Origin of the sequence: Rhodococcus sp. MS16, from assembly GCF_013277795.1 — a bacterium.
GTDB classification, from domain to species: Bacteria; Actinomycetota; Actinomycetes; order Mycobacteriales; family Mycobacteriaceae; genus Rhodococcus_F; species Rhodococcus_F globerula.
Genome location: NZ_VBTM01000006.1, coordinates 215,365 through 236,075, shown reverse-complemented (window position 1 = coordinate 236,075; position 20,711 = coordinate 215,365). Strand labels below are relative to the sequence as shown.

Genomic DNA, 20,711 nt, shown 5'->3' with positions numbered 1-20,711 from the left:
CCTGCTCTCGACTTGTCGGTGGGTTCGGGCAGGATTGCCGAATGTCAGCGATCAGGGTGTTGGTGGGCAGTGCGGTCGAACCGGAAAATCTCGCGCAGGTCATAGATATCTACCGCGAACTTGTTCGCGAGACCCGCAAGGAGAGCGGCTGCATCAGCTACGAATTGCTGCAGCAAAGCGACAATCCCGGCGAGCTGATGTTGGTGGAGGAATGGGAATCCCAGGCCCACCTGGACGCTCACACGCACACCGATCATTTTGTGCGGTTGGTTGCGGCCCTGGACAGGTTGGAGAAGGCTGCGCCGGCGCGGGTTTATTCAAAAGTGTTGTGACGCAGATATTCCCATAGGTATTGATTGCTGTTAGAATCGAATGTACGTTCGAACTGGGGGGTGTTGATGAGCGGCATTGTGGATGCATTGGTCGAAGGACATGCTTCCATTGCGCGCGCCCAGTTCCTCGAGGTTGATGCCGTCACGTCGCTGTATTTCGAGCGGTGCTCCGAGGATGAGAATGCCGGTCGCAATGCCGCGGTTCAGGGTGAATTCGTACATGTCGAAGTTGCGTTCGTTCTGAGTATCACCGAATATGCGGCGACGCGGATGATCTCGTTGGGGTGCGATCTGCGCTTGCGGTTGCATCGGGTGTCTGCGGCATTTGCGTCGGGAGAGATTGATCTCGGTAAGGCGACAGCGCTTTCGGATGCGCTGGCCAATGTGTCCGATGATGCACTTGATCTCATTGAACAGTTACTTCTGGACGGCGCCGACAAATGCAGCAGCAGCAGGCTCAAGGCCCGAGCGCGCAGCCTGATCGCACGCCATGATCCGGAAGGTGTGCGCGCTCGGCGGCGGCGCGCGCAGGAAGACCGCGATGTGCGGATCAGTGCAGGCGTTGACGGTATGTCGACGCTCGACGGTGTGCTGCCGGCGGTTGGTGCGCACATCGTGGCGGCAAAGCTGCAGACGATGTCGCGGCAGGTATGTGCGCGCGATCCTCGTACTTTGGCGCAACGTCGCGCCGACGCCTTGGTAGCGCTGTCGGAGGGGCGAGCAGTTCTCGCCTGTGCATGTGGCACTGATTGCGGGCGGGATGTGGAGCCGGTATCAGCCCCGTCGCAAGCGACAATTCTGGTGGGCGTTAATGTTTCCACGTTGCTCGGCTTTGATGATCTGCCGGCTTTTCTGCATGGGTACGGTGCTATCGATGCGGAGTTGGCGCGGGAAATTGCGGCCGATGCTGTGTGGCGGCAAGTGCTGACGCTCTCGGAGAAGGATCGTCATATTCTCTGCCAAAACCTCACGGGAACACATGGTTTCAAGGCTGGTGGACCTGTACTCGGAGTGGGTAGGCGGTCGAGCGCACCGTTAGTGTCGCCTGCCGCCGTTGCAGCGCGGAAGCGGTACCGGGAGGAGCGGACGTATCGACCTTCGGCTGCGCTTGCGCGGACGGTCCGGACCCGCGACGGTACGTGCCGGTTCCCGAATTGTGGTGTGCGGGCCGAGAATTGCGATCTCGATCATACTGTGGCGTTCAATCACGAGAATCCTGACCGCGGTGGGCTCACCACGGAGCAGAATCTGGCATCCGTGTGCCGCAAGCATCATCGGCTCAAGACCTGGGGGTACTGGACCGTGCGGCAGATCGGAGGTGGCCAACTCGAATGGGTCGCACCGACTGGTTCTCTTGTCGTGACGAAGCCGCGGGGTGCGTTTTGTGATCCCGATGTGCAGTCCGATGAAGTCGAGCGGTTCCGGCTTACGGAAAGTCATGTGGTCGAGCGATTGTTCCGATGCCATGGTCGTGGCGTCGAGGCAGATCTCGAGTTCATGCTCGATTCCACGGTGGCGGGATGGCGGCGACGGCGACCACTTGCTCGCGCTGCGATTCCATCCCACGTGGTGAACGAGCCACCACCGTTCTGACCAGAAAGTATGGTGCCCCCGGCAGGATTCGAACCTGCGACCAAGAGATTAGAAGGCTCTTGCTCTATCCCCTGAGCTACGGAGGCGCGGAGACGATATTACCTTCCCCGTGACGGCGCTCGATCACCCCCGTCTGGAATACGCTCGATAGGAGAAGACACCGAATGGGAGCTGCAGATGCGGGATGTTCTGTCCGAACTGATGAAGGTGTGGCGAGCCGACGGTACGGCAGGTGTCGGAACAGTGGTGCGGACGTTCCGGTCAGCTCCCCGGATGCCGGGCGCGTCGATGCTGGTGGCCCCGGACGGTTCGGTGACGGGCTCGGTGTCGGGTGGGTGCGTCGAAGGTGCCGTGTATGAAACAGCCACGGAGGTAATCGAATCCGGTGTACCGACCCTCGAAAGGTACGGCGTTGCCGATGACGACGCCTTTGCGGTGGGGCTGACATGCGGCGGCACGATCGAGGTCTTTGTCGAGGCTGTGTCGAGGCAGACGTTCGACAGTCTCGAGAGTGTGGCCACCGACGTCGAGGAGCATCGCCCGGTAGCGGTGGCAACAGTCATTGCTCACCCGGATCCGTTCTGGGTGGGCCGACGCCTGGTGATACGACCGGACATCACGGACGGTTCGATCGGATCGGCGCGCGCGGATTCCGCGGTGACCGACGACGCTCGTGGCCTGTTGGCGGCAGGACGTACGGAAGTGCTGACGTACGGACCGGACGGTGAGCGTCGAGGTGAGGGGATGCGGGTTTTTGTCGCGAGCTACGCTCCCCGCGCCCGGATGCTGGTATTCGGGGCCATCGATTTTGCGGCCGCGGTTGCCAAGCAAGGTTCATTTCTCGGGTACCGGGTGACGGTGTGCGACGCCCGCGAGGTTTTTGCGACTCCGTCGCGGTTTCCGACAGCCGACGAAGTGGTGATCGACTGGCCGCATCGGTACTTGGCAGCACAGGCGGAAGCCGGGGCAATCGACTCACGCACGGTCATCTGCGTGTTGACTCACGATCCGAAATTCGACGTGCCCCTGCTCGAGGTTGCGCTCCGACTACCGGAAGTCGGGTTTGTCGGCGCGATGGGTTCGCGTCGCACACATCAAGACAGGCTCGAACGATTGCGCTCGGCAGGTGTCACCGACCTCGAGTTGGCGAGGCTGGCGAGTCCGATCGGTCTGGACCTCGGCGCGCGAACGCCGGAGGAAACCGCAGTGTCGATCGCGGCGGAGATCATCGCGCTTCGGTGGGGTGGTGAGGGCAAGCCGCTGAGCGGGTTGGAGGGCCCCATTCACCGCAGTTCAGGGGAATCCGAGAGCCGCTGACCTGGGGAATTGTGAGGCAGCTGATGGGCCCCTTGACTCGCTGTGACGCTCGGCAGAAGCTGAGATGACAGTCGAATGTGGGGTGCATCACATGCAGGTTCCTGGGCCGTTCGAGTACGAGCGGGCAACCGGTATCGACCACGCCATCGGATTGCTGGAGCGACTGGGCGATCAGGCGCGCGTTGTTGCGGGCGGACACAGCCTGCTTCCGATGATGAAGCTGCGACTGGCAAACCCCGAGTATCTGATCGACATCAACGACTTGGCCGAGGAACTTGGCTACATCACGTTCGGGGACGGACACGTTCGGATCGGCGCGATGGCGCGTCATCGTCAGTTACTCGAATCCGACGACCTTGCCAGCGCCTTCCCGATCTTTCGGGACGCGGAAAAAGTGATCGCCGATCCGGTGGTGCGAAACCGCGGAACCATCGGCGGTTCGTTGTGTCAGGCCGACCCCGCGGAAGACCTCAGCACCGTGTGCTCGGTGTTGGAGGCGACGTGCGTCGTACGTGGTCCTTCGGGAACCCGCGACATTCCGATGGCGGAATTTCATGTCGGCCCCTATGAGACGGCCCTCAGCACAAACGAGATTCTGGTCGAGGTTCGGATTGCGAGCAGGGCCGACAGTTCGAGCGCGTACGCAAAGGTGGAACGGCGCGTGGGGGATTGGGCGATCACTGCTGCGGGTGCATCGGTGTGGATGGAAGGCGGCGCGATTAGGAGAGGACAGCTCGGCCTTACCGCGGTCAATTCCGATCCGCAGGCGCTGGCCGCGATTTCCGGATATCTGGAGGGCAAGGCGCCGTCCGAGGAGGTCTACCGGCGCGCCGGGGAGATGGCCGAGCAGGCCTGCGAGCCCGTCACCGATCAGCGCGGAAGTGCCGACTACAAACGCCACCTCGCAGGCGTACTGACCGTCCGCACTCTGCGAAGCGCTGTGACCAGGATTGGGGAAGACTGATATGCGGGTATCGATGACGGTCAACGGTGAGCCGGTGTCGGAAGACGTGGAACCGCGCATGTTGTTGGTGCATTTCCTGCGAGACCAACTGCAGCTCACAGGAACTCACTGGGGATGTGACACCAGCAATTGTGGGACCTGCGTGGTGACGGTGGACGGGGAACCGGTGAAGTCGTGCACCATGCTCGCGGTTATGGCCGACGGTCACGAGATCGGAACCGTCGAAGGTCTTGAACGAGATGGTGTGCTCGACCCCATTCAAGAGGGATTCATGCACTGCCACGGATTGCAGTGCGGTTTTTGCACTCCCGGGATGATGATCACCGCGCGAGCGCTCCTTGATCGCGATCCTGACCCTGACGAACTAACAATCAGGGAAGCGATTTCCGGTCAGATCTGCCGCTGCACGGGATACACGACGATCGTGCGCTCAGTGCAGTGGGCAGCGGCGCATCCGGTAGGAGGTGCGTCATGACCAGCGTGGACTCGGCGCCTGAGTTGGAGGTCAACGACGGAAAGCCGTGCGGGCATGGACGAATGCTCCGAAAGGAAGATCCCCGCTTCATTCGAGGTCAGGGTCACTACGTCGACGACGTGCAACTGCCTGGCATGCTGCATCTCGCAATTCTGCGTGCGCCGGTGGCACACGCTCGGCTGGTGAGCATCGATACCACTGCGGCGCAGGAACATCCGAAGGTGAAAGCGGTGGTGACAGGAGCGGATCTGGCCGCGCAAGGTCTTGCATGGATGCCGACGCTGTCCAGCGACGTGCAGGCGGTACTGGTTACCGACAAAGTGCGCTTTCAAGGGCAGGAGGTCGCATTTGTGGTGGCCGAGGATCGGTACTCGGCGCGGGACGCCTTGGAACTGATCGAAGTCGAATACGACATCCTCGATCCGGTGATCGACGCGCGTACTGCATTGTCGCCGGACGCACCGGTGATCCGCACCGATCTCGACGGCAAGACGGACAATCACTGCTTCGACTGGGAGACCGGTGACAAAGCTGCCACCGACGCGGTGTTCGCTGCAGCCGACGTTGTGACAAAACAGGAAATCGTCTATCCGCGTGTGCACCCGGCTCCGATGGAAACCTGTGGGGCAGTTGCCGATTACGACCGTGTGTCCGGAAAGCTGACCTTGTGGTCCACCAGTCAGGCGCCGCACGCGCATCGCACTCTGTACGCTCTAGTTGCAGGTTTACCCGAGCACAAGATCCGGGTGATTTCCCCGGATATCGGGGGCGGGTTCGGAAACAAGGTGCCGATCTATCCGGGGTATGTGTGCGCGATAGTCGCTTCACTCGTGACCGGGAAACCAGTCAAGTGGATGGAAGATCGCAGCGAAAACCTCACCAGCACAGGATTTGCCCGCGACTACATCATGCTCGGGGAGATCGCGGCAACCAAGGAAGGCAAGATCCAGGCCATCCGTACTCATGTGCTGGCCGACCACGGGGCATTCAACGGAACGGCGGCGCCCACCAAATACCCGGCCGGTTTCTTCGGCGTCTTCACCGGCAGCTACGACCTCGAGGCTGCATACTGCGCAATGACGGCGGTGTACACGAACAAGGCTCCGGGCGGAGTTGCCTACGCGTGCTCCTTCCGGATCACCGAGGCGGTCTACTTGGTGGAACGGTTGGTCGACTGCCTGGCGTTCGACCTGGACATGGACCCCGCGGAACTGCGATTGAAGAACCTGTTGACGCCAGACCAGTTTCCGTACACGAGTAAGACCGGCTGGAAATATGATTCGGGCGACTATGCGACAACCATGCGCAAAGCGATGGACATGATCGGCTACGACGCCCTACGACGCGAGCAAGCCGAGAAGCACTCGCGCGGCGAATTGATGGGCATCGGCATGTCCTTCTTCACCGAGGCCGTCGGCGCGGGTCCACGCAAGAACATGGACATCCTCGGGCTGGGAATGGCCGACGGTTGCGAATTGCGAATACACCCCACCGGTAAAGCGGTAGTGAGGATTTCGGTTCAGACTCAAGGGCAAGGGCACGAAACGACGTTTGCTCAGATCGTGGCTGAAGAGCTTGGGATTCCGCCGGACGATATCGACGTCGTGCACGGCGATACCGACAACACTCCATTCGGGCTGGGCACCTACGGCAGTCGATCAACGCCGGTTTCCGGTGCCGCCGCTGCGCTGGTTGCACGCAAAGTGCGAGACAAAGCCAAGATCATCGCGTCGGGGATGCTCGAGGTGTCGGTCGCGGACCTCGAATGGGAGAAGGGGTCCTTTCATGTGAAAGGCGATCCGTCGGCAGCGGTCACCATCGCGGAAATCGCGATGCGGGCACACGGTGCCGGCGATCTTCCCGAGGGGATCGAAGGCGGTCTCGAAGCTCAAATCTGTTACAACCCGGAGAATCTCACCTATCCCTATGGTGCCTACTTCTGTGTAGTCGACATCGACCCGGGTACCGCGCAGGTGACTGTTCGCAGATTCCTCGCGGTGGACGACTGCGGAACCCGGATCAATCCGATGATCATCGAGGGCCAGGTGCACGGCGGTATCGTCGACGGTATCGGCATGGCGTTGATGGAGATCATCAGCTTCGACGAGGACGGCAACTGCCTCGGCGGCTCCCTCATGGACTACCTCATCCCGACAGCGATGGAAGTACCCAACCTCGAAACCGGGTTCACCGTGACCCCGTCGCCCCACCATCCCATCGGTGCCAAGGGAATTGGGGAAAGCGCAACCGTCGGCTCGCCGCCGGCCATCGTGAATGCGGTGGTCGACGCGTTGAAGCCCTTCGGGATTCGGCACGCGGACATGCCGTTGACACCGTCGCGGGTGTGGGAAGCGATGAATGGTCGAGGTAGGCCACCTATCTGAGAAAGGCTGGATCTGAGAAAGGGTTGGGCAATGAACGGCACCACTCACGACGTGCGATTGCGCGCCGAGCAATTGATCGGTGAGCGGCGCCCCTTTGTGACCGCAACCGTCGTCCGGGCCCAGCAACCCACGTCGGCACATCCCGGAGATACGGCAATAGTGTTCTCGGACGGAACAATCGAAGGATTTGTCGGCGGGCAATGTGCTCAGAATTCGGTACGCGAAGCAGCGAGAGGTGCTTTGGGCAGCGGTGAAAGTGTGCTGCTGCGAGTACTTCCCGATGGAGCGCCGCCATTTCCGAAAACCAGCGGTGCCGACGTGGTGGTCAACTCGTGTCTGTCCGGTGGCGCGATGGAAATATTCTTGGAACCCACGCTGCCGGCACATGTGCTGTCTCTGTACGGCGATACCCCGATCGCGGATGCGGTGGTCGAGTTTGCCCGTGTGCTTGACCTCGACGTTGTGCGGAGTTCTGCGGCGGAAGCCGTGACTGAGGATGCAACAGCCGTGATTATCGCAAGCCTCGGCGGCGAAGAGGCACTGACGATCCGCGCTGCGCTCGATGCCGGAGTGCAGTACATCGGCCTGGTCGCAAGCCGAGTGCGGGGCGCCGCGGTGCTCGAACAACTGGAGTTGACGGATTCGGAGCGAGCGCGAGTTCACACCCCGGTCGGGATGTACATCGGCGCCAAAACGCCAGCAGAGATCGCACTTTCCATCGTTGTCGACGTGGTCCGCGCTATCCGTCTCGATGGTGTGAGTGTTGCGCGGAATGACCCGGTGGCGAAGACGGCCCTCGATCCGATCTGTGGAATGACTGTCACCATCACTGCTGACACACCACATCTCGAGGATGACGGCGTCGACGTGTGGTTCTGTTCACCGGGTTGTCGGCATAAGTACGAGAAGACATGAGCGGCGAATTCTCCGATGTCGCGGAGTTGATCCGCCGCTTCGACGCATATGACTATCTCTTGGATGTGGGCACGGCAACGGCGTTGTATCTTGCTCTGGAACTGGGGCGGCCACTGCTGCTGGAAGGTGAGCCGGGTGTGGGGAAGACCACTGCGGCAAAGGCTTTGGCGCTCTCGCTCGATGCGCCGCTGATCAGGTTGCAGTGCTACGAAGGGCTCAGCGCCAACGAAGCTCTCTACGACTGGAACTACCAACGTCAGCTGCTGGCGATCAAACTGTCCGAAGCGCGTGGGGATGCGCTCGACGAAGCCGATCTGTTTACCGAGGAGTTTTTGCAGGAACGCCCGATTCTGCGATGTGTGCGGCACCGCGGGCCGGCAGCTCCTGTGCTGCTCGTCGACGAAATCGACCGTGCGGACGACGAATTCGAGGCGTTGCTCCTCGAGTTTCTGGGTGAATCGGCCGTCACGGTTCCCGAACTGGGCACGTTCACAGCCATGCGCCCTCCGGTAGTGGTCTTGACGTCGAACCGCAGCCGCGATCTCCATGACGCGCTCCGGCGGCGTTGCCTCTACCACTGGATCGACTATCCCGAGCCGGAGCGTGCGGTTGCGATCGTACGACGCATGGTGCCGTCGGCGAACCTGGCATTGATCGAGCACGCCACCGCGTTTGTCGGACAGATTCGAGGTGCCGATCTCGACAAGGCGCCGGGCGTCGCCGAAACCATCGACTGGGTATCGGCTCTTGTGACTTTGGGGGTGGCTGATCTGGTTCGGGAGGACGTCGTTGTCAGCTTGGGTGCATTGGCAAAAACTCCGGACGATCGCGCGGTACTGCGCGGCGAGTTGATGAAAGGGCCACCATGAAGATCGCACACGAATTCACCGTCACCGCACCCGTCGAGGAGGCGTGGACAACCCTCACCGACCTCGAAGGAATCGCGCCGCTCCTGCCAGGCGCTCAGATGACCGGACGCGAGGGAGACGATTTCCTGGGCACCGTGACAGTCAAAGTGGGTCCGGTGCTCAGCGAATTTGCCGGCCGCGCAACATTCGTGGAGAGGGACGAAAAAACACACAAGGCTGTGATCAATGCCCGCGGCCGTGACAAGCGCGGATCCGGAAATGCGAGCGCCACCATCACCGCGCAGCTACATCCCGAAGGAGCGCAGACACGAGTGAGTGTGGACACCGATGTGAAGATCGTCGGAAAACTGGCGCAGTTCGGCAGTTCCATGATCACGCAGGTATCGGAGAAGTTGATGGGGGAGTTCGCGGAATCGTTGGAAGAGAAACTAGCCGGACCGGCACAAGCTGTGGAAACACCGAATGCCGAACCTCTCGACTTAGTCGAACTTGCCGGCGGGTCCGTCGCGAAACGTGCTCTGCCACTTCTTGTTGCGGTGGCTGCGGCGATCGTCGTGTTTGTGCTGCTGCGTCGCCGAAGCAGATGATTCCTGACGCGGGCGCGACTTTATTGCGCGGTGTGGATGTTGCTGCCTTCGCGACCGCATTGGTCGACCTGTTGCGTCGGCACGGAGTTGGAGTGTCGGCCGTCGGGGCTGCCAACTTCAGTGAAGCCGTGCATGTCCACTCGCCACGCACCCGGACACAGTTGTACTGGACCGCGCGGATAACTCTGATCAACCGTCAGGAAGATCTCGAGGTTTTCGACGCGCAGTTCGAGCGAGTTTTTGTCGGTGCGACTCTGGGCGTGGACCCGATTGCGAGGCGGGTGGGCAGTGACCGCACGGTCGGCGACGCGACTCTTCCTGTTGCTGGTGTTTCTAGTGGGGGCGCGGACATCATCGACGTGCCGTGGATCGGGCGTGCGACGTCGAGTGGGCGAGAAGCCGTGCCGGACCAGGTTCGGCCGGGTCTACTACTCCCGAGCGCCCTTGCCGGGAAATCCGAGGAGCCTTTTGCTCAGTTGAGCCCGAGCGATCTTGCACTCCTCGGGCAGTGGATCGAACAAGCGGAGTCGGACTGGCCACGGCGCCGCCGGAGAAGACGCAGACTCGGCCGGCGCGGAACCGTCGACCTGCGCGCAAGTATGAGTATCGCGAGGCGCACCGGATTCGAATTTGTTCGCCTCGCCCGTGCCCGCCCACAGCAGCGGCCCCGCACGATTGTGGTGCTGTGCGACGTCAGTCGCTCGATGCACGGATACGCGGACATGTACTTGCATTTGATGCGAGTCGCCGCCCGGCGCGGCGACGCCGAAGTTTTTGCATTCTCGACCACGTTGACCCGGCTCACTCCGATCCTGGCGCATCGAAGCGCCGACGCGGCCATCGCCGAAGCCAATAATCGAGTTGTCGATCGGTACGGCGGCACCCACATCGGAACATCTGTTGCGTCACTGCTCGCCTCACATCACGGACACACCTTGAGAGGGGCGGTAGTCGTCATCGCCTCCGACGGTTGGGATAGTGACGATCCCGACATTCTCGTGCGCGCTCTGGCCCGAGTCCAGCGCCGCGCCCACCGGGTCGTGTGGCTCAATCCGCGTGCAGGTGCGACCGGGTTCGAACCCCTGACCGGTTCCATGGCAGCGGCCTTGCCCTACTGCGACACCGTGCTCCCGGCTGATCGATTGACCGCTCTGCGGGCCTTGTTCACGACCATCTCCGACGCACAGTAGTAGGTGGATTGTCGTCGACGATCCCATAGGTCCTACCCTGGTAGCTATGGCTACACCCGACCTTGCGCAGACGCAGTCCCCTCCACAAACGAGCGTCCGCGCTTCTTCGACCGCAATCTTTGTGGTCTGTGGACTGATTGCCGGGATGGTCGCAGCTCTCGTCGTCGGGTTTTCCGCATCTCAGGCGTTGACCCTGCTCGGCATTCCCGACCCCGGCGCGATCACGACATATGGGCTGCCCGCAGTTCGCGCTGTTGCCGAGGTTGCCGCTGTCATCGCGATCGGCTCCCTCCTGTTAGCGGCGTTTTTCGTGCCACCACAAAAGTCCGGTGTGCTCGACGTCGACGGCTATCGTGCGGTCCGGACGGCATCGCACGCCGCGATCGTGTGGGCGGCATGTTCGCTGGTGCTGATCCCGCTGACGCTCTCCGATACGTCGGGTCAGCCGTTCTCCGAAGCGATCAAACCGGCAAATCTGTGGTCCGGACTCGATCAGGTGGAAATCGCCGGTGCCTGGCGCTGGACAGCCGTCATTGCTGTGGTCCTGGCAATTCTGGCTCGGCTGACACTGCGCTGGTGGTGGACGCCGTTGCTGCTGGTGGTCGGCCTGCTCGGCCTTATGCCCCTCGCTCTCACCGGCCACTCGTCGTCGGGGGGCTCGCACGACATTGCTACCAACAGCCTGATCTTGCACCTCGTTGCGGCGTCGCTGTGGGCTGGTGGATTGTTTGCGCTCCTGGCTCACGCTCGCCGCGGCGGTGACCACACGGACGTCGCTGCTCAGCGCTTTTCGACGGTCGCCACCATTTGTTTTGTCGTCATGGGTTTCAGTGGTGTCATCAACGCGATTGTGCGTCTCCCACTCGACGACCTGTTCACGACGACGTACGGTCGCCTGATCGTCGCGAAGATCGTTGCGCTGATCGTCCTCGGATTCTTCGGGTGGTTGCAGCGCAGTCGCGCGTTGCCTGCGCTCGCCGAGAACCCGAACTCCCGCTCGGCGCTGATCCGTTTTGCCGGCGGCGAAGGCATCATCTTTGCTGCCACCATCGGGCTGGCAATCGGCCTAGGCCGCACACCGCCGCCTCCGCCGACGAGCATCCCGACCATTCCCGAGGTCGAACTCGGCTACAATCTGCCGGACCCGCCGTCGTTCATGGCATTCGTGACCGAGTGGCGTTTCGATTTGATGTTCGGCACAGCCGCGATCGTCGCTGCGGTTCTGTATTTTCTCGGCCTGCGCAAGCTGTCGAAGCGTGGCGATTCCTGGCCCGTCGGCCGCACTATCTCCTGGATGATCGGATGCGCGGTCCTGCTGATCGCGACCTCGTCGGGCGTGGGCAAATACGCGACCGCGGTGTTCAGCGTTCACATGGCCGGACACATGGCGCTGTCGATGCTGGCGCCGGTTCTGCTGGTTTTGGGCGCGCCCATCACGTTGGCGTTGCGCGCTCTCGAACCCGCGGGCAAGGACGGTGTACCCGGCATTCGTGAGTGGATTCTCGTTGCCCTGCACAGTCCGTTCTCGCGATTCATCACTCACCCGATTGTTGCTGCGGTTCTCTTTGTCGGCGGCTTCTACGTGCTCTACCTCGGCGGTATCTACGGAGCCACGGTCGATTCGCACAGCGCGCACCTGCTGATGAACCTGCACTTCATTCTCAGCGGCTATCTCTTCTACTGGGTGGCGATCGGTGTCGACCCGTCGCCGCGCCAACTCCAACCCGTGACCAAACTGGCCATGGTCTTCGGCTCGCTCCCGTTCCATGCGTTCTTCGGTATCGCCTTGATGAGTACCACCACGATCATGGGCGGCGAGTTCTTCCGTTCACTTGGCTTGGGCTGGAACGACGATCTTCTCGGCGATCAGAAATTGGGCGGCAGTATCGCCTGGGCTACGGGTGAGATCCCGCTGATGGTGGTCATGCTCGCCCTGCTGGTGCAGTGGTCACGCTCCGACCGGAAAACGGCCGTGCGAACGGACCGCGCAGCCGAACGCGATCACGACGCAGACCTGGCCGCGCACAATGCGATGTTTGCCGAACTTGCCAGGCGCGACCGTGAGGGCTGGGACCCGCGCTGATCCCTCAGGATTGCGCGACCACGGCTGCGACGAGGCCGTGAACCGAAGCGGCGAGGCGTTCGGTTTGTCGCGTTCGGATGTGGTGAAGGACGACGTCGGGGTTGAGAACGCTCAGTAGCACTCTGGACATCACCACGGCGTCAACATCAGGTGTGGCCACTTTGAGCAACTCGGTGATGTGACGATGCCAGAAGGCATTGATTTCTTCGGCTTGTGAATCGGTGGTGGCGTTGTCGTACGCAATCATCAGTTCGACGTTGTCGACGATCAGCCGGAACATCGCGTCGAAAAAAGCAAGCAATCTGTCGGACGCGGGTGCACCTGGTCCCAGTGGCGGGTCGCCTTCGTTGACCGCGTCGCGCAGAGTCTGAGCGCGCTCGAGAACCAGCGCTCGCATCAATCCCGCACGACTTCCGAATCGATGGAAGATCGTGCCCTTGCCGACCCCTGCCGCTGTGGCTATCTGGTCGATGGAGACGTGTTCGGCCCCGAACTGCGCGAGTAGTGACTCTGTCACGTCGAGAATCGCTCGACGATTTCGAGCTGCATCGCTGCGCTCCCGTTTCAATTCGTGACCCATGAGCACGCCTTTGATTGACAAGTTGACCGGCGGTCCATATGTTACAGGAACCCGTAAGTTGACCGTCGGTCATGTTGTTGGGATTGGAAAGGGACGCACAGATGCCGCATTTTCCGAAGCCGCCCGAGGGAAGTTGGACTGAGCATTTCGGCTTGGATACCGGGCCGATTACGTTCGAGGATTCGATCAGCCCCGAGTATTTCGAAGTCGAGCGCGAAGCCGTCTTCGGCCACACCTGGCTCAACGTAGGTCGAGTCGAGCAGGCGCCTGTTCCCGGAAGTTACTTCATCCGGGTGATCGACGCAGTCCGCGCGTCAGTAGTCGTTACTCGCGGCGCCGACGAGTCCGTGACTGCCTGGTCGAGTGCCGGGAACGGCTTGGTTCCGCTGCAGGTCGATGTGTGGGAAGGGTTCGTATTCGTCAATTTCGATGATACAAACACGATTTCGCTGGATGACTACCTCGGAAAGTTCGCTGCCGGCATGACGGGCTATCCGTTTGGCCGGATGACTCAGGTCTACAAGTATCAGGCGCACGTGCGCAGCAACTGGAAGCTCTATATCGACGCATTCGCCGAGTTCTATCACGCGCCGATCCTTCATTCGAAGCAGTACGTGTCCGACGAGTCGAACAAGCTCAAGAGCTACGGCTTCGAGGCGCTCGCGTACGACATCGACGGCCCACACGGAATGGTGTCTTCGTGGGGAGGCATGGCTCCGCCGAAGGATCCGATGATGGTGAAACCGACGGAGCGACTGTTGCGTAGTGGCAACTTCGGTCCATGGGACAAACCCGATTTCCCCGAACTTGCCACGCTGCCAACCGGACTCAATCCGACGAAGCATAAATCCTGGGGTCTCGACTCCTACGTCCTGTTCCCGAATTTCATGATCGTGGTGTGGGAACCCGGGTGGTACCTCACCTACCACTACTGGCCAACCGCCTACAACGAGCACACCTTTGAAGGCACGCTGTACATGCCGCCACCGAAGAACGCCACCGAGCGTATGCGGCAGGAAATGGCTGCGGTCACCTTCAAGGAGTTCGGTCTCCAGGACTGCAACACGCTCGAAGCTACGCAGACAATGCTCGAGTCGAGAGCTGTATCGCATTTTCTACTGTGCGATCAGGAAGTGCTGGTCCGTCACCTGCACACCGCCTCGCAGCGGTTTGTCGACGAGATTTTGCTACGTACGTAACTCGCCACGGAGTAAAAGGAATCAGGAGAAAAACAGATGCCCAACACTTTGCCCGTTGCCTTCGCGGATCTCGAACCCTTCGCGGAGTGGGCACTGCCCACCGAAGCTGAGCGTTATGCAAAGCGCTTGTCCAGCAACATGACCGAACTGCAGACGTTCTACGACGCAGCCTTGCCTCGATTGTTGGACGCGGGGAGTTATCTCGACGAGTTCCCGCTCGATGCTTTGCCTGACGACGCCTATCGGCTACTGCAACTGTGTTATTCGCTGATCAACGTGTCGTTTCCCATCGAGGCCTGGTCGCAACCGAGGGTGCCGGATACCGGCGCATCAACCATGGATGCGATCTTCGAGCCGGTGCCCTGATGACAAAGACTGCTGTCATTACCGGAGGGGCTTCGGGAATAGGTCAGGCCATCGCTCGGCGTCTGGACTCCGACGGCTATCAGGTTGCCACCATCGATTGGACGCCAAGTGACTCCGAGAATGCCCACACCGCAGACGTCACCAGTCGCGAGCAGGTCGATGCGGCAATGGCCGCGATTCGCGAACGGCTCGGTCCGATCACTGTTCTCGTCAATGCGGCAGGCATCGTCGGAAACGGCCGCTTTGTCGACATCGACTTCGACGAATGGCAGAAGGTCATCGGAGTCAGCTTGAACGGGACCTATCACTGCACCCAGGCGGCGCTGCCCGACATGATCGCGGGAAAGTGGGGCCGGATCGTCAATATCTCTTCTTCCAGTGCACATTCGGGTCAGCCATACATGGCGCACTACGTTGCGGCGAAGTCCGCGGTCAACGGGCTGACAAAATCTTTGGCCCTCGAATTCGGTCCATTGGGTATCACGGTGAACGCAGTGCCACCCGGATTCGTCGACACTCCGTTGCTGCGACGCGACGAGGAACTCAATCGACTCGGTGGAAGCGTCGATGACCATATCTTGACGACGCCGGTCCGTCGGGTCGGCAAGCCCGAAGACATCGCGGCGGCCTGTGCCTTCCTGATCTCGGACGACGCCAGCTACATCACCGGGCAGATCCTCGGGGTCAATGGCGGCCGTAACACCTAGCACCACACACCGACACTGCCCGGACCAACTGGTCCGGGCAGTGCTGTTTTTCCACAGGCACTGTGTTCATCCCCAGGTTCATTTTGATTGTGACGGCAATCCTGGTTTCGATTCAGAATCTTTTAGGTGGGATTCAGTGGGCAAAGAGATTCAAGGGGGATCAAACATGTACGAGACATCTGCAACGGTTGTCGGCACCGTCATCACCAATCCGGTGAAGCGGCAAACCACCAATGGCGAAGAGGTGCTGAGCTTTCGGATGGCCAGCAACGCACGACGCAAGGATGCGGTGACCGGGGAATGGACCGATGGCGCGACGCTCTACCTCACGGTCACGTGTTGGCGACGGCTGGTCACCGGCGTCGGAGCATCCATCATGAAGGGTGATCCGGTGATGGCGACGGGGGAGTTGCGCACAAACGAATACACAACGAAGGAGGGCATTGCTCGTTCCGATCTGGAAATGAGAGCAACTGCAGTAGGGCCCGATCTTGCCCGGTGCATCGCAAAGATCGAGCGGCACAGCAAACCCGTGTCAGGGGACGAACCGACAGAGACAGAGACTGCGGCGGCGTAGGTTTAGGCACGCGTTTTCGGGCAGTCGCGGGGGCGGACGTGGTCGTGCCCCGCGTCTACTCGCTCGAGCAGTTCGGTGAGAACGACCCGTTCTGTGTCGTCGAGGTCGTCGAAGATATCCGAGGATTCTCGCCGTTGCGCCCGGGCGACCTCGGCTGCCAGGGCAGCGCCGGCATCGGTGAGCTCGAGGAGCACTGCTCGTCGGTCATGGGGGTCGGGAGTGCGCTTGACCCATCCCGCCGCTTCGAGGGAATCCACGACATCCGTGGCGGAGCGGGGAACGATGCGCAGCTTTTCCGCGAGAAAGCCCAATCGGACCGGTTCGCCTACTCGGGTGAGCACTCTCAGAGCACGACTCTGTGACGGGGAGAGTCCGAATGGCTCGAGGGCCGCGACCTGGCGTCGTCGAATGGTTCGCGCCACGGACAACACGACATCGGTGAGTTCGCGCTCTCGGGAATGCATGGCGTCAGTCTAGCGTTGTTGGTGTCAGCCTCATAGTGAGGTAACCTCATCAATATGAAATTAAGGTGAGAAAGCCTCCAGGAGGTAAACGTGAAACCAGATCACATCAGAGATTTCGAAAATTCCGCTGTCGAGACCACTCCGGCGGACCCCGTATCACCACGACGTGTCCTCGAGCTGTTCACGCCGTATCGGACACAGATCGCCATCGTCACGGCGGTCATCACGCTCAGTGCCATTGTGGCCTTGGGTAGCCCACTGCTCCTGCGCGAAATGCTCGACAAGGCAATCCCGGACAAGGACCTCGGACTGGTCAGCATCCTGGCAATCGGCATGATCGCGATTGCCGTGATCACCAGTTGTCTCGGTGTTGTGCAGACGTGGATGTCCAACAGCATCGGCCAGAAACTGATGCACCAACTGCGTGTCCGGGTGTACACGCACCTGCAGAATCAGTCGCTGGGGTTCTTCGCGAGAACCAGGACCGGTGAGGTGCAGTCACGTATCGCCAACGATATCGGCGGAATGCAATCGGTTGTCACCAACACCGCCACGTCGATTGCGCAGAACGCGACCACCGTTGCAGCGACGATAGTTGCGCTCTTCCTGCTCGACTGGCGACTGGCGATCTTCTCGCTGGCGATCCTGCCGGTGTTCATTCGGATCGCCCGCAAGATCGGTAACGAGCGCCGCAAGATCTCAGGCAAGCGGCAGAAGTTGCTCAGCGATCTGTCCGTTCAAGTTGAGGAATCACTCTCGGTCAGCGGCATTCTGCTGGGAAAGACAACCGGTGCGAAGTCCGCGTTGACCGACCGCTTCGCCGAACGCTCGGCCGAGGTCGCCGACGTCGAACTCCGAGCGATGATGGCCGGTAAGTGGCGCATGGCGTCGATGTCGATCACGTTTGCGGCCATGCCGGCACTGGTCTACTGGTTTGCGGGATTCACGCTCGACCACGGCAACACCATCACCGTCGGCACGCTGGTCGCGTTCACGACCTTGCAGACTCAGTTGTTCCGGCCCACCATGATGCTGCTCAACACGGGCGTCGAGGTGCAGAGTTCCATGGCATTGTTCAGTCGCGTGTTCGAGTACCTGGACCTGCCGATCGACATCGCTGATCCGGAAGAGTCGAAGGAGTTCGACGTATCGGCACTGTCGGGCGAACTGCGATTCGATCGTGTCGACTTCTCATATCCGGGAACAGAGCGCAAGACTCTCGACAACATCGACCTCACAGTCCCGGCCGGCGGAACACTGGCGCTTGTCGGCTCCACCGGTTCTGGCAAGACCACCCTTGGTTACCTGGCCGCGCGGCTGTACGACCCGACGGCAGGATCGGTCAGGATCGACGACGTCGATCTGCGGGACCTCGATCTGGCGACGGTGTCCGACCTGGTGGGTGTGGTGTCTCAGGAGACATACTTGTTCCACACGACGATTCGCGAGAATCTGCGGTTCGCAAAGCCGGATGCAACCGATGAGGAGATCGAGCAAGCTGCGCGGATCGCCCAGATTCACGAGTTCATCTCCGGCCTGGATGACGGTTACGACACCATGGTGGGTGAGCGCGGTTACCGCTTCTCCGGAGGTGAGAAGCAACGCATCGCCATCGCACGGACAGTCCTGCGGAATCCGCCGATTCTCGTTCTCGACGAAGCGACGAGTGCGTTGGACAACCGCACCGAGCGCGCGCTGCAGGACGCACTCGACGAACTGATGGTCGGACGCACCACTTTGGTTGTGGCGCACAGGCTTTCCACGGTCCGTGACGCGGATCTGATCGCTGTTCTGGATCAGGGTGTTGTCGTCGAGAAGGGCACACACGACCAACTGGTGCAACAAGGCGGACGGTACGCGCAGCTTCTCGCAGCTTCTTCCAGCGAAGCCTTGGAACTGCCGACCGAACTGCAGAGCGTGTGAACCCGTCGACGCAATGTGGGTAATGCGACAAACACCGATAGGCTGGCGGTCATGGCTGAGTTCATTTACACGATGAAGAAGGTGCGCAAGGCGCACGGTGACAAGGTCATCCTCGATGACGTCACGATGAGCTTTTACCCCGGCGCGAAGATCGGTGTCGTCGGACCAAATGGCGCTGGTAAGTCCAGCATCCTCAAGATCATGGCCGGGCTGGATCAGCCGGGCAACGGCGAGGCCTTCCTCGCCCCCGGCGCATCCGTCGGCATCCTCATGCAGGAGCCGCAGCTCGACGAGACCAAGACCGTTCGCGAGAACGTCGAAGAAGGCCTCGGCGAGACCATGGTTCAGCTCAAGCGATACAACGAGATCGCCGAGCTCATGGCTACGGACTACTCCGACGAGCTCATGGAAGAGATGGGTGAGCTTCAGGAGAAGCTCGACCATGCTGACGCCTGGGAGATCGACTCCCAGCTCGAGCAGGCCATGGACGCGCTTCGTTGCCCGCCGCCGGAAGATATGGTCACCCACCTCTCCGGTGGTGAGAAGCGTCGCGTCGCGCTGTGCAAGCTGTTGCTGAGCAAGCCCGACCTCCTGCTCCTCGATGAGCCCACCAACCACCTCGACGCCGAGTCGGTTCTGTGGTTGGAGCAGCACCTCGCTGCATACCCCGGCGCTATCCTCGCCGTCACCCACGATCGCTACTTCCTCGATCACGTGGCGCAGTGGATCTGTGAGGTCGACCGCGGTCGCCTCTACCCGTACGAGGGCAACTACTCCACCTACCTGGAGCAGAAGGCCGCACGCCTCGAGGTTGCCGGCAAGAAGGACCAAAAGCTGCAGAAGCGCCTCAAGGACGAACTCGCGTGGGTTCGTTCCGGTGCCAAGGCTCGTCAGGCCAAGAACAAGGCTCGTCTCGATCGCTACGAGGAAATGGCGAACGAGGCCGAGAAGACCCGCAAGCTCGACTTCGACGAGATCCAGATCCCGGCACCGCCGCGTCTCGGTGACGTCGTCGTCGAGGTCAAGAACCTCGACAAGGGCTTCGACGGCCGTGTCCTGATCAAGGACCTTTCGTTCACCCTGCCGCGCAACGGCATCGTCGGCGTCATCGGCCCCAACGGTGTCGGTAAGACGACGCTGTTCAAGACCATCGTCGGCCTCGAAGAGCCAGACGCCGGTGAGGTCAAGATCGGTCAGACGGTCAAGCTGAGCTACGTCGACCAGAACCGATCCGGCATCGACCCGAAGAAGACGGTCTGGGAGACCGTGTCCGACGGGCTCGATTTCATCGTTGTCGGTCAGACCGAATTCCCGTCGCGTGCGTACATCAGCTCGTTCGGATTCAAGGGCCACGATCAGCAGAAGCCGGCCGGAGTTCTCTCCGGTGGTGAGCGCAACCGCCTCAACCTGGCGATGACGCTCAAGCAGGGCGGCAACCTGATCCTGCTCGATGAGCCCACCAACGACCTCGACGTCGAAACCCTCGGTTCGCTGGAGAACGCTCTCGAAGAGTTCCCCGGCTGCGCCGTCGTGATCTCGCACGATCGCTGGTTCCTGGACCGCACGTGTACTCACATCCTCGCGTGGGAAGGCGGCTTCGGCGACAACGAAGCTGCGTGGTACTGGTACGAAGGCAACTTCGAAGGCTACGAGGCGAACAAGGTCGAGCGTCTCGGCCCCGACGCCGCGCGTCCGCACCGCGTCACGCACCGCAAGCTCACGAGGGACTGATCGGTGTCGGACGTATTCACGTGTGAGGTTCAGGTTCGGTGGGGTGATTCCGACCGGTTGGGTCACGTCAACAACACCAGGTATGCCGAGTACATGCAGGAAGCTCGCATTCAGTTCCTGACGTCGAAGCTTGCCGCCCATGGTGGCCGTCCGGGATACGTCGTTGTCCGGAAGATGTCCATCGAGTTCCTCAAGCCGGTGACGGATCGTTCGGGTCCTTTGAATGTCGAGATCTTCACGACTCATGTCGGGACTTCCTCGTTCACGGTCCGGCACGTCGTCCGCGACAACACCGGTGCGGAGTGCGCATCCGGTGACGCATTGATGGTCGGATTCGACACTGTGTCCGAAAAGTCCAGACCCCTCGCCGACAGCGAGCGTTTGGTGCTGGAAGCAGCGCTTGTTCCGGCGTAGTTCACCCTAGGTAGCGGTCACCGCGGCTAGTCTCGAGCATG

Annotated in this window: 20 protein-coding genes and 1 tRNA gene; 18 read left to right on the top strand and 3 right to left on the bottom strand. The window is 61.1% G+C overall.

Going from position 1 to position 20,711, the window contains the following annotated elements; all coding sequences use genetic code 11:
* Positions 1 to 41 precede the first annotated feature (41 nt).
* Together FEZ60_RS18890 and FEZ60_RS18885 are read left to right on the top strand one after the other, a co-directional pair.
* Positions 42 to 332: a putative quinol monooxygenase gene (locus FEZ60_RS18890; RefSeq protein ID WP_045066912.1), complete on the top strand. Its 291-nt coding sequence runs from the start codon at positions 42 to 44 to the stop codon at positions 330 to 332.
* Positions 333 to 398: 66 nt separating this feature from the next.
* Positions 399 to 1,925, top strand: a complete 1,527-nt coding sequence (locus FEZ60_RS18885) for an HNH endonuclease signature motif containing protein (protein WP_172936726.1) — start codon at positions 399 to 401, stop codon at positions 1,923 to 1,925.
* Positions 1,926 to 1,935: 10 nt separating this feature from the next.
* On the opposite strand, the gene FEZ60_RS18880 is transcribed toward FEZ60_RS18885, so the two are convergent.
* A tRNA-Arg gene (locus FEZ60_RS18880) sits at positions 1,936 to 2,011 on the bottom strand.
* Between the two features lie 91 nt (positions 2,012 to 2,102).
* On the opposite strand from FEZ60_RS18880, the gene FEZ60_RS18875 reads away from it, so the two are divergent.
* The 9 genes from FEZ60_RS18875 (at position 2,103) to FEZ60_RS18835 (ending at position 12,709) form a co-directional block, all read left to right on the top strand.
* Complete coding sequence (locus FEZ60_RS18875) at positions 2,103 to 3,242, top strand: XdhC/CoxI family protein (RefSeq protein WP_095885885.1); 1,140 nt, start codon at positions 2,103 to 2,105, stop codon at positions 3,240 to 3,242.
* A 91-nt stretch (positions 3,243 to 3,333) separates the two neighbouring features.
* Positions 3,334 to 4,206, top strand: coding sequence for a xanthine dehydrogenase family protein subunit M (locus tag FEZ60_RS18870; RefSeq protein WP_045066914.1), 873 nt, complete (start codon positions 3,334 to 3,336; stop codon positions 4,204 to 4,206).
* A 1-nt stretch (position 4,207) separates the two neighbouring features.
* On the top strand, positions 4,208 to 4,681 hold the full coding sequence (locus FEZ60_RS18865; RefSeq protein WP_092808723.1) for a (2Fe-2S)-binding protein: 474 nt from the start codon (positions 4,208 to 4,210) through the stop codon (positions 4,679 to 4,681).
* The gene (locus tag FEZ60_RS18860; protein WP_172936725.1) at positions 4,678 to 7,065 is read left to right on the top strand and encodes an aerobic carbon-monoxide dehydrogenase large subunit; all 2,388 of its coding nucleotides are present in this window, start codon (positions 4,678 to 4,680) and stop codon (positions 7,063 to 7,065) included. Before FEZ60_RS18865 ends, FEZ60_RS18860 begins: the two co-directional genes overlap by 4 nt.
* Before the next feature lie 30 nt (positions 7,066 to 7,095).
* Positions 7,096 to 7,980, top strand: a complete 885-nt coding sequence (locus tag FEZ60_RS18855; RefSeq protein WP_172936724.1) for an XdhC family protein — start codon at positions 7,096 to 7,098, stop codon at positions 7,978 to 7,980.
* On the top strand, positions 7,977 to 8,849 hold the full coding sequence (locus FEZ60_RS18850) for a MoxR family ATPase (RefSeq protein WP_033232804.1): 873 nt from the start codon (positions 7,977 to 7,979) through the stop codon (positions 8,847 to 8,849). Before FEZ60_RS18855 ends, FEZ60_RS18850 begins: the two co-directional genes overlap by 4 nt.
* Positions 8,846 to 9,436, top strand: a complete 591-nt coding sequence (locus FEZ60_RS18845; RefSeq protein ID WP_172936723.1) for an SRPBCC family protein — start codon at positions 8,846 to 8,848, stop codon at positions 9,434 to 9,436. Before FEZ60_RS18850 ends, FEZ60_RS18845 begins: the two co-directional genes overlap by 4 nt.
* The gene (locus FEZ60_RS18840) at positions 9,433 to 10,626 is read left to right on the top strand and encodes a VWA domain-containing protein (RefSeq protein WP_172936722.1); all 1,194 of its coding nucleotides are present in this window, start codon (positions 9,433 to 9,435) and stop codon (positions 10,624 to 10,626) included. The genes FEZ60_RS18845 and FEZ60_RS18840 overlap by 4 nt, the downstream gene beginning before the upstream one ends.
* Positions 10,627 to 10,672: 46 nt before the next feature.
* Positions 10,673 to 12,709, top strand: a complete 2,037-nt coding sequence (locus tag FEZ60_RS18835) for a cytochrome c oxidase assembly protein (RefSeq protein WP_045066920.1) — start codon at positions 10,673 to 10,675, stop codon at positions 12,707 to 12,709.
* A gap of 4 nt (positions 12,710 to 12,713) precedes the next feature.
* Here the strand turns inward: FEZ60_RS18835 and FEZ60_RS18830 are convergent, their stop codons facing one another.
* Positions 12,714 to 13,289, bottom strand: coding sequence for a TetR/AcrR family transcriptional regulator (locus tag FEZ60_RS18830; protein ID WP_172936721.1), 576 nt, complete (start codon positions 13,287 to 13,289; stop codon positions 12,714 to 12,716).
* 101 nt (positions 13,290 to 13,390) lie between these two features.
* On the opposite strand from FEZ60_RS18830, the gene FEZ60_RS18825 reads away from it, so the two are divergent.
* The 4 genes from FEZ60_RS18825 to FEZ60_RS18810 all read left to right on the top strand — a co-directional run bounded on the left by FEZ60_RS18825 (position 13,391) and on the right by FEZ60_RS18810 (position 16,138).
* Complete coding sequence (locus FEZ60_RS18825; protein ID WP_033232814.1) at positions 13,391 to 14,488, top strand: SRPBCC family protein; 1,098 nt, start codon at positions 13,391 to 13,393, stop codon at positions 14,486 to 14,488.
* Positions 14,489 to 14,524: 36 nt separating this feature from the next.
* On the top strand, positions 14,525 to 14,854 hold the full coding sequence (locus FEZ60_RS18820) for a hypothetical protein (protein WP_092808716.1): 330 nt from the start codon (positions 14,525 to 14,527) through the stop codon (positions 14,852 to 14,854).
* Positions 14,854 to 15,561 carry an SDR family NAD(P)-dependent oxidoreductase gene (locus FEZ60_RS18815; RefSeq protein ID WP_033232818.1) on the top strand — a complete coding sequence of 236 codons (708 nt, stop codon included), beginning with the start codon at positions 14,854 to 14,856 and terminating at the stop codon, positions 15,559 to 15,561. Before FEZ60_RS18820 ends, FEZ60_RS18815 begins: the two co-directional genes overlap by 1 nt.
* A 166-nt stretch (positions 15,562 to 15,727) precedes the next feature.
* Entirely contained in the window at positions 15,728 to 16,138 is a 411-nt protein-coding gene (locus tag FEZ60_RS18810) for a single-stranded DNA-binding protein (RefSeq protein ID WP_033232820.1), read from the top strand.
* Between the two features lie 2 nt (positions 16,139 to 16,140).
* Here the strand turns inward: FEZ60_RS18810 and FEZ60_RS18805 are convergent, their stop codons facing one another.
* Positions 16,141 to 16,602, bottom strand: coding sequence for a MarR family transcriptional regulator (locus FEZ60_RS18805; protein ID WP_172936720.1), 462 nt, complete (start codon positions 16,600 to 16,602; stop codon positions 16,141 to 16,143).
* A 90-nt stretch (positions 16,603 to 16,692) separates the two neighbouring features.
* On the opposite strand from FEZ60_RS18805, the gene FEZ60_RS18800 reads away from it, so the two are divergent.
* The 3 genes from FEZ60_RS18800 to FEZ60_RS18790 are packed head-to-tail and all read left to right on the top strand — an operon-like array spanning position 16,693 to position 20,670.
* Entirely contained in the window at positions 16,693 to 18,525 is a 1,833-nt protein-coding gene (locus FEZ60_RS18800) for an ABC transporter ATP-binding protein (protein ID WP_172936719.1), read from the top strand.
* A 51-nt stretch (positions 18,526 to 18,576) separates the two neighbouring features.
* Positions 18,577 to 20,256 (top strand): energy-dependent translational throttle protein EttA, encoded by a 1,680-nt coding sequence (ettA, locus tag FEZ60_RS18795; RefSeq protein ID WP_033232826.1) that lies wholly within the window; start codon positions 18,577 to 18,579, stop codon positions 20,254 to 20,256.
* 3 nt (positions 20,257 to 20,259) lie between these two features.
* Positions 20,260 to 20,670: an acyl-CoA thioesterase gene (locus tag FEZ60_RS18790; protein ID WP_033232828.1), complete on the top strand. Its 411-nt coding sequence runs from the start codon at positions 20,260 to 20,262 to the stop codon at positions 20,668 to 20,670.
* The last annotated feature ends 41 nt before the right edge of the window (positions 20,671 to 20,711 follow it).